Genomic DNA, 12722 nt, shown 5'->3' with positions numbered 1-12722 from the left:
GTAGTAGAGCCCACTCAACCACTGCGTCTTGCTCGACAATCCAAAAATAATTGAGAGGCTAGGACTTTTGTCCCAGCATCGTTGTTTTAGACACTTTTTCCAGAGTGGAGACTAACGGGCAAGAAATAACCGGTAGTCGCTACTTTTTTTCCTTCGATCTTTTGGAGTAAAAGATCTACCATGAGGATAGCAATGTCTTCGAGGGGTTGTTGGATGGTTGTCAGTTCAGGTGTATAGGTCTCAATGAACTGGGTTCCATCATAACCAATCACTTTCAAATCCTGGGGAATCTGAATATCTAATTCTCTAGCGACTTTCATGATCAAGATCGCCGTCAAATCATCGGAGGCGAAAATGGCATCTGGTTTGTGGTGGGTTAAAATCTGTTTGATTTCCATTTCTTTGCGAATAGGGGAGAAATCACTGGAAACATTAATGATCATGGACTCAGGTAGAACCGATGCAAACCCCGCATGACGCAAGCCTGTTGGGGAGTTGGAGTTGTCATTCCCTGTGATCATGATAATCTTTCGGGCTCCGGTTTTTACTAAAGTTTCTGCTGCAAGCACCCCGCCAGCGTAGTTGTCTGAAGAGACAACCGGAATTTCTGGGGAGAGGTTGCGGTCAAAAGCAATGATAGGAGCAGTTACCCGGTTGTAATCTTCAATGCCCAAATTATGACTTCCTGAAATGATGCCATCTACCTGGTTAGCCTCCAACATCTCAATATATTCGCGCTCTTTTTCGGAGTCGTGTTCACTATTGCAGATGATGGTTTTATAGCCGTGTTTGAAGAGTTGGTGCTCTAGTTTGTCGATTAATTCAGCATAGAAAACATTGCTGATGTTGGGAAAGATCAAGCCGACTAACTTGGCTGATTTTCCTTGGAGGCTACGAGCAACATTGTTAGGTTTATAGCCCAATTCTCGCATGGCTTCTTGGACTTTTTGGATCGTTTTTTCAGACAGGTATCCCTTTTTATTGATAACCCGTGAGACAGTAGTAGGGCTGACACCGGCGAGTTTAGCGACATCAGTTAGCTTTGCGACCATAATCAAGTTCGTAGTATGTTCCAGTAGGGGTTCCAGACTTGATCAAGATTCCATTTTGATCCGCATGTGGGTAGACCCGACCAGAAAATACTTTTTCTCCTTTATTGATAAAGATTTCAAAAATTGAATTGTCAATGAAAATATTAGCGGTTGTGGCTTGGTTAGCGATTGGGCAGCTACGGCTCGTACCGAATTCTTGGGCATATTGCTCACCTGCCTGGCTACGATCGACTGTGACTAATCCCTTAGAGAGATCGAATGAGAGAGCTAAGCCCTTTCCTTCTGCATCTGCAAAGAGGACGATTTCGTTTTGGCTATCTTTTTCAAACTGCAATTCCAATTCATAGCAGTTCTTGGTTTGTGCCTTGTTGGCAAATGCCTCACACTCAGCGCGCAAGTCTTTGATCGCTTCAACTGGGTATTGGTAGAGCTTGCCGTCTTTGATGGTTAATTCTTTGACCAGTGAGAGAGCTCCTTGGTAGTCATAGGAATCTGTTGGATAAGAAACATCAGGAAGACCTAGCCAGCTAACAGCATAGGCGCGTCCATCGGGTGCATTAAATCCTTGAGTCGCATAGGCTTCAAAACCATAGTCGAGATTATGCAATTCGGATACATCAACCATTTTGGCCTTTTCTGGGTCAAAGCTTGCCCCGATCTTGTACATATTTGGATAGATATTGTCATAATCGAGGACCGATTTATCTAAGCCTTGAGGACAGTAGAGGAGAACGGGTTGATCTCCAACAAAGACTAGGTTGGGACATTCCATCATATAAGCTGTCCGATCGTTTGCAAAATCCAAGTCACCGACTGTAACCCAGTTGGAATAGTCATTATCTACAGCCTTATAGAGACGGATGAATCCTTTCTTCTCAAGGTCTTGACCACCAACGATAGCGTAGAATTGACCTTTGAAATTAAAAATCTGTGGGTCACGAAAGTGATCCGTAGAGTCAGCCGGTTGATCAATCAAGATTTTGTCAATTTTTTCAATCTTGCCGTCTTTATCCATCAAAGCACCGACTTGGTAAGGATGACGAACCCATTCTGCATCACGAACATTTCCGGTGTAGAATAAGAATAGTTTGTCACCAAACTGCATGGCTGATCCGGAATAAGCTCCATGGCTATCCAGATCTGTGTCTGGAAGAAGCGTTACACCAGTTTCTTTGAAATGAACCAAGTCTTCACTTTCTGTTTGTACCCATGATTTTAACCCATGGGCTGCACCAAATGGGAAATTTTGGTAAAACAAGATCCATTTTCCATCAAAGTAGGAAAAACCGTTAGGATCATTTAAGAGACCAGCTTTTGGCTCAACATGATAGTGTGTATGCCAAGGAGATTTGGCCATATGATCTTGGATGGCTTGCTTTTCCTCTTTTGTCCAGTCTTCGTAACGTCTGTAACGACGTTCAGTTGTCCATTCCATTTTATTCCTCCGAATTTTTTCTTACTTCCATAGTAACGATTTCCTATTAAAAATGCAAGCGATAAATGAAAAAAATGGCAAAAAATGTCAAACGCTTGACATCTATTTTGTGCCTTGGAGAAAAGAGGAGAAGTTGAAAATCCATGAAAAAATGAAAGAAAATGAAAACAAAAGACTGAATCAAAGCGCTAAAAAGCGTATTATAGGTCTGTTTTAAAATGAAAATAATTTCATGCTGTCAAAAGGTGTCAAAAAGTCCAAAAAAGTTTCAAAAAAATCCTGTAAAACGCTTGACATATTTTCAATACGTGGTACAATTAAAAACGTAGAAACGATTTAACCGTTTACATTACAAAAAATAAGGAGATTTACTTTATGGATTACAATAAAGTAGCCAAAGAGGTTATCGAAGCAGTCGGTAAAGATAACCTTGTTGCGGCAGCACACTGTGCGACACGTCTACGTTTGGTATTGAAAGACGATAGCAAAGTTGATCAAGCTGCACTTGATAACAATGCTGATGTCAAAGGAACCTTCAAATCAGATGGTCAATACCAAGTGATCATCGGACCTGGAGATGTAAACTTTGTTTATGAAGAGCTGATTAAAGCGACTGGATTGAAAGAAGTATCAACAGATGATTTGAAACAAATCGCTGCAAAAGATAAGAAATTCAACCCATTGATGGCCTTGATTAAACTCTTGTCTGATATCTTCGTTCCAATCATTCCTGCCTTGGTTGCAGGTGGTCTCTTGATGGCCCTTCGGAACTTCTTGACTTCAGCTGGTTTGTTTGGACCTAAATCATTGGAAGAAATGTACCCAGCTATCAAGGGTCTTTCAGCCATGATCCAATTGATGTCAGCTGCACCATTTATGTTCTTGCCAATTTTGGTTGGTATTTCTGCAGCCAAACGCTTTGGAGCAAACATCTTCTTGGGTGCTGCGATCGGTATGATCATGACCACACCAGATCTTGGTGGGGCTACTAAATTCTGGGATATCTTTGGCTACAATGTAGCACAAACAAACTATGCCTACCAAGTTATTCCTGTCTTAGCAGCGATCTGGATCTTGGCACATTTGGAAAAATTCTTCCACAAGAAATTGCCATCAGCTGTTGACTTTACTTTTACTCCATTGCTTTCTGTGATGATTACTGGATTCCTTACCTTTACAGTGGTTGGTCCAGTGATGCTTTTGGTGTCAAACGGAATCACAGACGCTATTGTATGGTTGTATAACACAACAAGCTTTATCGGTATGACAGTCTTTGGTGGAACTTACTCATTGATCGTTATGACAGGTCTTCACCAATCATTCCCAGCCATTGAAACACAATTACTTTCAGCTTGGCAAAAAGGTGCGGGACATGGAGATTTCATCTTCGTTGTTGCATCAATGGCCAACGTAGCGCAAGGTGCTGCAACTTTTGCCATCTTGTTCTTGACGAAGAGCGAAAAAACCAAAGGTCTTGCATCTTCTGCAGGTGTGTCAGCCCTTCTTGGTATTACAGAACCAGCCCTCTTCGGGGTTAACTTGAAATACAAATTCCCATTCTTCTGTGCCCTTATCGGTTCAGCTGTGGGTGCCCTCTTTGCGGGTCTTCTCCAAGTAGTTGCTGTTTCACTTGGATCAGCAGGTTTCCTTGGATTCCTTTCAATCAATGCAACATCTATCCCATTCTACCTCTTGTGTGAAGTGATTGCCTTTGCGGTAGCCTTTGCATTGACTTACTTCTATGGTAAGACAAAAGCAGCAGCTGTATTTGCGGCTGAAGGAAATGTAGCAGCAGCAGAAACTTCTGAAAAAGCAGAAGCCAAAGAAGTAGCAGCTGCTTCTGAAGAAGTTGAAGCAACACTTGCGGATGAAGTGATTGTAACTCCTATCGTTGGTAGTACAGTAGCACTTGCTGATGTGAATGATCCTGTCTTCTCAAGTGGAGCGATGGGACAAGGAATTGCCATCAAACCAACTGAAGGCGTTGTCTATGCACCAGCTGATGCTGAAGTAACCATTGCTTTCGCAACGGGTCACGCTTACGGTTTGAAAACAGCTAATGGTGCTGAAATCTTGATCCACGTTGGGATTGATACAGTATCAATGAACGGTGAAGGATTTGATCAAAAAGTAGCTCAAGGCGATAAAGTGAAAGCTGGTGATGTCCTTGGTACATTTGATGCAGCGAAAATTGCCGCAGCTGGTCTTGAAGACACAACCATGGTGATTGTCACTAACACAGCTGACTTTGCTTCTGTCACACCTGTTGCAACTGGATCTGTTGCGAAGGGTGATGCAATCATCGAAGTCAAAGCTTAATCGAAACAATAAGTTCTCAAGGACTGGTCTATTATCTCCAGTCCTTGAATTTTATTTCTCAAAAAAGTGTGTTTTTTCTTTAGAGAAGAGAAAAAGATTGACTACAAAATATGCTATAATAAATACAGGATATTTTTCATAATAAAAAAGGAGCCAACATGACAAAATTATACGGAAGTTTGGAAGCTGGCGGTACAAAATTTGTTTGTGCGGTTGGTGATGAAAACTATAATGTTGTGGAAAAAGTACAATTTCCAACAACCAAGCCAATTGAGACGATTGATAAGTGTATTGAATTTTTCTCAAAATTTGAGGATCTAGTTGGGCTTGCGATTGGTTCATTTGGACCAATTGATATCGATCCAAATTCAAACACTTATGGTTTTATCACAACGACTCCAAAACCAAATTGGGCTAATGTAGATATCGTTGGGGCTTTCCGTCGTGCCTTGAATGTACCTATCTATTTCACGACAGATGTGAATAGCTCTGCCTATGGAGAAGTGGTCGCACGCAATAACGCGGGTGGTCATATCGAAAACTTGGTTTACTATACAATCGGAACAGGAATCGGAGCTGGTGTCATCCAACGTGGCGAGTTTATCGGGGGAGCTGGACACCCAGAAATGGGACACTACTATGTGGCTCAACACCCAATGGATGTGGAAAAAGAATTCAAGGGCGTTTGTCCTTTCCACAATGGCTGTTTGGAAGGTTTTGCGGCTGGTCCAAGTCTTGAAGCTCGTACAGGTATTCGTGGGGAAAACATTGAACTCAACAGCAATGTATGGGATATTCAAGCCTACTACATCGCACAAGCAGCAGTGAATGCGACAGTTACCTTCCGCCCAGACGTCATTGTCTTTGGAGGTGGAGTCATGGCTCAACAACATATGTTAGATCGTGTTCGCACGAAATTTACTGCCCTCTTGAACGGTTACCTCCCTGTACCTGATGTGAGAGATTATATTGTGACACCTGCAGTTGCTGGCAATGGTTCAGCGACCTTGGGGAACTTTGTCCTTGCAAAAGAAGTGAGCGAGAAGCTTAAAAAATAAGAAGTAATTGTCTCTTAGAGGTTAGAAACAAGAGCGAGGAGGCTGGGACAAAAGTCCTAGCCTCTCAATTGTTTTTGGATTGTCGAGCAAGACGCAGTGGTTGAGTGGGCTCTACTACGCTGATTTCATCAGCTTATACAGCCCTACTCAACTGTGCGGAGGTGGGACGACGGAATCGAGTTCTAACGAATTATCGATTTCTGTCCCACTCTCTTCTTTCGTCTATCTATCAAGAAGTGAGGAAGGAATGAAAAAGAATATTGTAAAAGATGTCTTATTCTTGGGTCAAAAGTCAGAAGAAGCGACACCTGAGGATCGCACCTTGGCTTTGGATTTGCAGGACACCTTAAATGCTCATCTCCTTGAGTGTGTCGGTTTAGCGGCTAATATGATCGGGGTGAAAAAACGGGCGATTATCATTCGAATGGGAAGTGAAAATTTGGTCCTGTTTAATCCTGTTCTCCTTGAAAAGAAAAAGCCTTACCAAACAGAGGAAGGATGCTTGTCCTTGGTAGGGAGTCGCCCAACAACTCGTTATGAGGAGATGACAGTGGCCTATCGAGATGTGAATTGGAAAGCAAAAACGATTCGTTTGTCAGGTTTTCCAGCCCAGATCTGTCAGCATGAAATGGATCATCTGGAAGGCATTATTATCTAAAAGTCATGAATGGAGTCTATTCGACTCCATTTTTTAGTTCCTATAGAAACTTTTTTCTTGACAGGGATCTTTTTTGTGCTAAAATAGTTCTCATAATAACTTTAAAGTTCCTAAGAGAACTATTTGGAGGAATGATGGAAAAGCCTTTACAAGAATTTAAAAAAATCGGTCATCTCATTCATCTCATGGTAGAAAGAGAGGCCAAAAAGCGTGGTTTTGAATTTAGCGCAGGACCACAAGGTCAGGTATTGATCTTTTTATCCCATCGTGAAAAAGAAGGAAAAGTGACCTTGATTCGGGATGTTGAACAGGAACTTCATATCACAAAATCCGTGACCAGTAATCTGATCAAGCGAATGGAGAAAAATGGCTTTATTTATTTAGAGCCTAGTCCGACCGATAAACGGGCCAAGTATGTCTACCTAACAGACAGTGTGAAAGCCAATTTGAATGACATGAAGCAATTCTTTGAAGAGGTAGAACGGAGTCTAGTAGCGGGTGTATCAGAAGATGAATTGGCTATCTTTTTCAAGGTTATGCAGCAATTTTATGAGAATATGAAAAAAAGGAGCGAGGAATGATCAATATATTTCGGCGCTTAACCGCCAAAGAATGGGGCATGATTGCCCTTAGTACGGTCTTTATCTGTCTGGCAGTTTGGATGGATTTAAAGACTCCTGAATACTTATCCGATATCACGACCCTCTTGGCTAAGGAGGGGACCAAGGTTTCTGATATCATGGAGCCAGGGAGTAAGATGTTGCTCTTCTCTTTTGGAAGCTTTTTGATGGCAGTTCTTGTGGGCTTTTTGGCTTCACGAGTCGCTGCCAGCTTTACGACGCGGCTTCGAGGAGAGATTTTCCACCAGGTGATGGATTACTCTGATGCAGAGATCAAGAAATTCTCCGTTCCCTCTCTCTTAACTCGTACAACCAATGATTTGACCCAGTTACAAATCATGATTGTCATGGGCATGCAGGTCGTGACGCGTGGGCCTATTATGGCGATTTGGGCTTTGACTAAGATTTGGGGCAAGAGCAGTGCCTGGACAACGTCTGTTGGGATTGCGGTCTTGATGGTCTTGATTCTGCTCTCTGTTCTGGTTCTGATTGCCTTTCCGCGCCAGCAAAAGGTTCAAGGTTTGACCGACGCCTTGAATGCGACGACACGGGAGAGTTTGACTGGGGTGCGGGTCGTTCGCGCCTACAATGCGGAAGCGTATCAAAATGAAAAATTCCAGGCTGAAAACAAGGGCCTAACCCGTCTAAATCTCTTTGTTTATCGTTTGATGTCTCTGATGAACCCTGTCATGACAGTGGTATCAAGTGGGTTGACCCTTGCTATCTACTGGATTGGGGCGCACTTGATCAATGATATCACCATGCCAACAAATCCTACAAAGCTTGCGGTGAGTTCTGCCTTAGCGGATCGGACCAAGGTCTTCTCAGATATGATCACCTTCTCTTCTTACGCTATGCAGGTTGTCGTTGGCTTTATGATGATGGTGGCCATCTTGATTATTCTTCCTCGTGCCTTGGTATCCGCAAAACGGATTAATCAGGTCTTGGCTCTAGAACCGTCTGTAGCCTTCCCAAGTGAGTCAAAAGAAAAATCAGACCAAGCAGGTACAGTAGAATTTCAAGATGTTTCCTTTAGATATGGACGGACTTCTCGTGCTGTGATTGAGCACGTGACCTTCTCAGCCCAAAAGGGACAAACCGTTGCCTTCATCGGGTCGACTGGTTCTGGTAAATCCACTTTGGTCAACTTAATTCCACGTTTTTACGATGCGACAGAAGGAAAGATCTTAGTGGATGGCGTCAATGTCAAGGACTATAGCCACCAAGAATTGAACAATAAAGTCGGCTACATTCCCCAAAAAGCAGTGCTCTTTAGTGGCACGATTCGCTCCAATATGGAATTTGGAGAAAGTAGCCAAGGAAAATTAGAGGATGAAGCCATCTGGAAAGCTCTTGAATTGGCCCAAGCCAAAGAGTTTGTTGCCACAAAAGAGAAGGGCTTGGATACAGAAGTAGCGCAAGGAGGAAGCAACTTCTCTGGAGGTCAACGTCAACGTTTGGCCATTGCGCGTGCCCTGGCACGCAAGCCCGAGATCCTCATCTTTGATGATTCCTTCTCAGCCCTAGATTACAAAACGGATCGTATCTTGCGCCAAGCTCTGAAAGAAGAGCTGGCAGATACGACCAAATTGATCGTTGCCCAACGCATTTCGACCATTATGGATGCAGATTTGATTTTGGTTTTGGATCAAGGGAAGGTCGTCGGTCAAGGCACCCACAAAGAATTGCTTGCGACCAATGAAGTCTATCAAGAAATTGCCTATTCACAATTGTCTAAGGAGGAGTTGGAACATGCATAAAACAAAACAAGATTCGTCCCTTTGGAGACAACTTTCTCCCTATTTGAAGGGCTTCCACCTATTTTTCCTAGTTGCTATCCTCTTTTCAATCGTATCGAGTATTATCACGGTTATTGGACCGGATAAGTTAAAAGAAATCACGGATACCATCACAAAAGGGATGGGAGGCGCCATTGATATTGACAAAATCACTTCGATTGCCCTGACCTTAGCCATCCTTTATGGAGTTGGAGCACTGGTGTCCTACAGCAGTAGTTTCATTATCTCAACAATGATTCAGCGCTTCGCAGAACGCTTGCGAAATGCCATCGCTGAAAAGATCAATCGTGTACCTCTCCAATATTTTGATAGCCATGAACAAGGAGATACCTTGTCTCGTGTGACCAATGACGTGGATTTGATGACCCAATCCTTTAACCAAAGTTTGGTTCAAATGGTCTCCTCTATCGTCTTGTTGATTGGATCTATCTTTATGATGTTTAAGACGGACTGGCACTTAGCTGTCACAGCGATTGTATCCGTCTTTGCCGGCTTTGCTCTTTCCAGCATCATTATGGTCAAGAGTCAGCCTTTGTTTAAACAGCAACAAGATAATCTTGCCAAAGTTTCAGGCTATGTTGAAGAAATCTATAGTGGACATAATGTTGTTATTTCCTACAATGGCCGTCATCAAGCCAAAGATCATTTTGATGCCATCAATCAAGATTTGTATCAAAGCATGTGGAAATCCCAATTCTTCTCTGGGATTATGATGCCCTTGATGCAGTTTGTAGGGAATTTTGGTTATGTCATGGTCTGTATCGTAGGGGCTGCCCTCACCATTAATGGGGATATTACCATCGGGACCATTGTGGCCTTTATGACCTATGTCCGCATCTTTACCCAACCAATTGGTCAAATGGCCCAAGGAATTACCCAATTGCAATCAGCTAGTGCTGCTATGAGGCGTGTCTTTGAATTCTTAGACGAAGAAGAAATGGAAGACGAATCCCAAAAAACACGTCAATTGGAAACAACAAAAGGTCATGTCAAATTTGAGCATGTTCGTTTTGGCTATTCACCAGATAAGACTATTATCCATGACTTTACAGCTGAAGCGAAGCCAGGACAAAAGGTCGCTATTGTTGGTCCAACAGGTGCTGGTAAGACCACCATGGTCAATCTCTTGATGCGTTTTTACGACATTCAAGCTGGTAAAATTACCATCGATGGTGTGGATACTAAGGCCATGAGTCGCGAAGAAGTTCATGATGCTTTTTCGATGGTCTTGCAAGATACCTGGCTCTTTGAAGGGACCATTCGGGAAAACTTAGTCTTTAATCAAACCGATATTTCAGATGAAGCAGTCGAAGCAGCAACCCGAGCGGTTGGGGTCCATCACTTTATTCGGACCTTGCCGAATGGCTATGATACTGTATTAGATGATTCAGTGACCTTGTCCGTTGGTCAAAAGCAACTCTTGACCATTGCGCGTGCCCTCTTGAAGGATGCCCCGCTTCTTATCTTGGATGAAGCAACCTCATCTGTCGATACCCGAACAGAAGAGTTGATTCAAAAAGCCATGGACAAACTCATGGAAGGCCGAACTTCCTTTGTCATTGCCCATCGCTTGTCCACTATCCGTAATGCGGATCTGATTCTCGTGATGAAAGATGGAAATATTATCGAGCAAGGCAACCACCAAGAACTCATGAGCCAAAATGGCTTCTATGCTGATCTCTATAATAGCCAATTCACAGAAGAAGTAGCGTAACAACAAGATACAAAGGGCGTAGCGGATACAGTCAAAATAGGGAGTAGGACAGAAGCTATGCGATTGTGGACGATTCGTCGTCCTACCCCCACAAGGCTGATTAGGATTCTTCCGAGCTGATGGGCGAGAGAAGAATCCAATCAGCTACTGTGTCTGGAGGTTAGTGCTAGTATAGTTAGCGTTTTTCACCCAGCATTTAGGGCGTGTTCAATTCGTGTAATGGCAAGCACAATGGTGCCTTGCCGACACGACTCACTAACTCCTCAGGTGGATGGTATCGATCCACCTTCGTCCTGTCGCAATTCCAACAAGATACAAAGGGCGTAACATACAAAGTGAAAAAATGAGAGTGGGACAGAAATCGGTAATTCGTTAGAATTCGATTTCGTCGTCACACCTCCGCACAGTTGAGTAGGGCTGTAAAAGCTGATGAAATCAGCGTAGTAGAGCCCACTCAACCACTGCGTCTTGCTCGATAATCCAAAGACAATTTAGAGGCTAGGACTTTTGTCCCAGCCTCATTTTTTTATCGATAATAGTAATGGAAAAGACGTTTCTTGGAGACAGGAAAATGATAAATCATCAGATTTTAGTGCTAAATCATGTGAAAAAGAAGGAAGAAAAGATAAAAAAGAAGCCTGGCTTGACAGGCTTTCTTAGGATCGCGTATACTAGTAGTACAAAAATGAGATGATAGACAGGAGTGCCAACATGAAGCCCAATCTTCAAGATTATCCGAAATTTTATCGTTGGCTAACCCTGCCTTTTACGAGAAAGCCACATCGTGTGCAGGTCCTTCAAAGGACGAATCGAATCCTGACGTTCGCCATGCCAGGCATCTACGGCCTGGTCTTTTGTTGGCTATTTTTAAAGAAAACTTCAATGGGAGGCATCTGGCCTTTTATCTGGATTCCAGCTTCGGGCTTTGTCTTGTTTAGCCTCTTTCGTCATTGGGTCAATGTTCCGAGACCTTATGAAAAATGGGAGATTCAACCCTTATTAGAAAAAAATTCATCCGGTCATTCCTTTCCTAGCCGACATGTTTTTTCGGCGACCATTATCTCCATGTGTGTCTGTCAGTTGTCTCTTCCGCTAGGAATGTGCTCCATGCTCCTATCTCTTCTATTAGCCCTTGTTCGAGTTCTTGGAGGGGTTCATTATCCCAAGGATGTCCTCGTCGCTTGGGGGCTGGGACTCGTCTGGGGAGGACTCTTTTTGCTGGCTTGAATGAACAAATTGCTGAAAATTGACCTTTGTCTAACAGCGTATCATAGTGTATACTGGAAAGTGGACTTAGAATAGGAGAGAAGATGAAGTACAGAAAAGCAGAAAAAGCAGATCTGGATCAGGTGGTTCGAGTAGCCAGTACAGCCTTTGAGGACTATCTATTTTTAAAAGTTATCAAGGATTTGGTTCGGGATCCCAAGCAATACCCAGCCTTTGTTGAGGCAATGATGCGCATCCTGGTAAAGGTTTTTCTTAAGCACCATATTTGCCTTGTGGCAGAAAAAAATGATGAAATTTATGCAGTTGCCTTGTTGCAAAAGGGACCGATTCCTTTTCGGGCCTATCTCTTAAATGGGGGATTCGGTTTGCTCAAGTTTATTTCCTTGAAGAATATGTTGGCCTACTTTAAATTTATGGAGGACACGGATAAGGAATTGGAGCAAAATGTAGACTTTGATTGGTATTTGATGCTTCTCGCAGTCGCCCCTAAACACCAACGGCAGGGCTATGGCAGTCGCTTTATGACAGAAGGAATTGAGCCTTTCTTGGAAGGGATCAAAGGGGAAAAACTAGCCTTTTATACCAATACCAAAGGAAATGTCTATTTTTATACCAAAAATGGCTACAAGGAAGTCTATTCAAGTGAGATTAGCTTTAACCAAGTAGAGATGGGTAGTTGGTATTTCTTGAAGGAACTAAAAAAACACTAAGGTTACAACCTTAGTGTCAGATTGATGACAAAGTCATTTTAGAAACTTTCCTTAGGTGAGTACGGACGTCAGCGAACTTCGAAGAAGTTCCATGACTTAGTTTTGAGCCTAAGTTCTCAAAACTCCCGAG

The 12722-nt window shown here is 42.9% G+C and carries 10 protein-coding genes; 8 read left to right on the top strand and 2 right to left on the bottom strand.

Translation table 11 applies throughout. The features are described 5' to 3' along the window. Window positions 1–86 precede the first annotated feature (86 nt). A complete protein-coding gene (locus tag H7T97_RS06940) occupies window positions 87–1052 on the bottom strand; it encodes a LacI family DNA-binding transcriptional regulator (protein ID WP_024055083.1) in 966 nt (321 codons plus the stop codon). Beyond that, window positions 1033–2487: a sucrose-6-phosphate hydrolase gene (locus H7T97_RS06935; protein ID WP_201089883.1), complete on the bottom strand. Its 1455-nt coding sequence runs from the start codon at window positions 2485–2487 to the stop codon at window positions 1033–1035. The genes H7T97_RS06940 and H7T97_RS06935 overlap by 20 nt, the downstream gene beginning before the upstream one ends. Before the next feature lie 375 nt (window positions 2488–2862). Between H7T97_RS06935 and H7T97_RS06930 the strand changes: the two genes are divergently transcribed. The 8 genes from H7T97_RS06930 (at window position 2863) to H7T97_RS06895 (ending at window position 12592) form a co-directional block, all read left to right on the top strand. Then, on the top strand, window positions 2863–4806 hold the full coding sequence (locus H7T97_RS06930) for a sucrose-specific PTS transporter subunit IIBC (RefSeq protein WP_201089881.1): 1944 nt from the start codon (window positions 2863–2865) through the stop codon (window positions 4804–4806). Between the two features lie 158 nt (window positions 4807–4964). After that, window positions 4965–5864: a fructokinase ScrK gene (scrK, locus tag H7T97_RS06925; RefSeq protein ID WP_003016958.1), complete on the top strand. Its 900-nt coding sequence runs from the start codon at window positions 4965–4967 to the stop codon at window positions 5862–5864. A gap of 247 nt (window positions 5865–6111) precedes the next feature. Then, entirely contained in the window at window positions 6112–6522 is a 411-nt protein-coding gene (locus H7T97_RS06920) for a peptide deformylase (protein ID WP_201089879.1), read from the top strand. Between the two features lie 134 nt (window positions 6523–6656). After that, window positions 6657–7103, top strand: coding sequence for a MarR family winged helix-turn-helix transcriptional regulator (locus H7T97_RS06915; RefSeq protein WP_201089877.1), 447 nt, complete (start codon window positions 6657–6659; stop codon window positions 7101–7103). Continuing rightward, entirely contained in the window at window positions 7100–8902 is a 1803-nt protein-coding gene (locus H7T97_RS06910; RefSeq protein WP_201089875.1) for an ABC transporter ATP-binding protein, read from the top strand. Before H7T97_RS06915 ends, H7T97_RS06910 begins: the two co-directional genes overlap by 4 nt. Further along, complete coding sequence (locus H7T97_RS06905) at window positions 8895–10655, top strand: ABC transporter ATP-binding protein (RefSeq protein ID WP_070662686.1); 1761 nt, start codon at window positions 8895–8897, stop codon at window positions 10653–10655. The genes H7T97_RS06910 and H7T97_RS06905 overlap by 8 nt, the downstream gene beginning before the upstream one ends. A 711-nt stretch (window positions 10656–11366) precedes the next feature. After that, window positions 11367–11882: a phosphatase PAP2 family protein gene (locus H7T97_RS06900; RefSeq protein ID WP_049506491.1), complete on the top strand. Its 516-nt coding sequence runs from the start codon at window positions 11367–11369 to the stop codon at window positions 11880–11882. 83 nt (window positions 11883–11965) lie between these two features. After that, window positions 11966–12592, top strand: a complete 627-nt coding sequence (locus H7T97_RS06895) for a GNAT family N-acetyltransferase (protein WP_201089874.1) — start codon at window positions 11966–11968, stop codon at window positions 12590–12592. Window positions 12593–12722: the final 130 nt, after the last annotated feature.

The organism is Streptococcus parasanguinis, from assembly GCF_016648925.1.
Taxonomy (GTDB): Bacteria; Bacillota; Bacilli; order Lactobacillales; family Streptococcaceae; genus Streptococcus.
The sequence above is the reverse complement of the archived record's forward strand: the minus strand, read 5'-3'. Positions and strand labels throughout refer to the sequence as shown.

Coding starts and splice junctions, on each gene's coding strand:
- H7T97_RS06940 (WP_024055083.1), bottom strand. CDS start 1,052: ATGGTCGCAAAGCTAACTGATGTCGCTAAACTCGCCGGTGTCAGCCCT.
- H7T97_RS06935 (WP_201089883.1), bottom strand. CDS start 2,487: ATGGAATGGACAACTGAACGTCGTTACAGACGTTACGAAGACTGGACA.
- H7T97_RS06930 (WP_201089881.1), top strand. CDS start 2,863: ATGGATTACAATAAAGTAGCCAAAGAGGTTATCGAAGCAGTCGGTAAA.
- scrK (WP_003016958.1), top strand. CDS start 4,965: ATGACAAAATTATACGGAAGTTTGGAAGCTGGCGGTACAAAATTTGTT.
- H7T97_RS06920 (WP_201089879.1), top strand. CDS start 6,112: ATGAAAAAGAATATTGTAAAAGATGTCTTATTCTTGGGTCAAAAGTCA.
- H7T97_RS06915 (WP_201089877.1), top strand. CDS start 6,657: ATGGAAAAGCCTTTACAAGAATTTAAAAAAATCGGTCATCTCATTCAT.
- H7T97_RS06910 (WP_201089875.1), top strand. CDS start 7,100: ATGATCAATATATTTCGGCGCTTAACCGCCAAAGAATGGGGCATGATT.
- H7T97_RS06905 (WP_070662686.1), top strand. CDS start 8,895: ATGCATAAAACAAAACAAGATTCGTCCCTTTGGAGACAACTTTCTCCC.
- H7T97_RS06900 (WP_049506491.1), top strand. CDS start 11,367: ATGAAGCCCAATCTTCAAGATTATCCGAAATTTTATCGTTGGCTAACC.
- H7T97_RS06895 (WP_201089874.1), top strand. CDS start 11,966: ATGAAGTACAGAAAAGCAGAAAAAGCAGATCTGGATCAGGTGGTTCGA.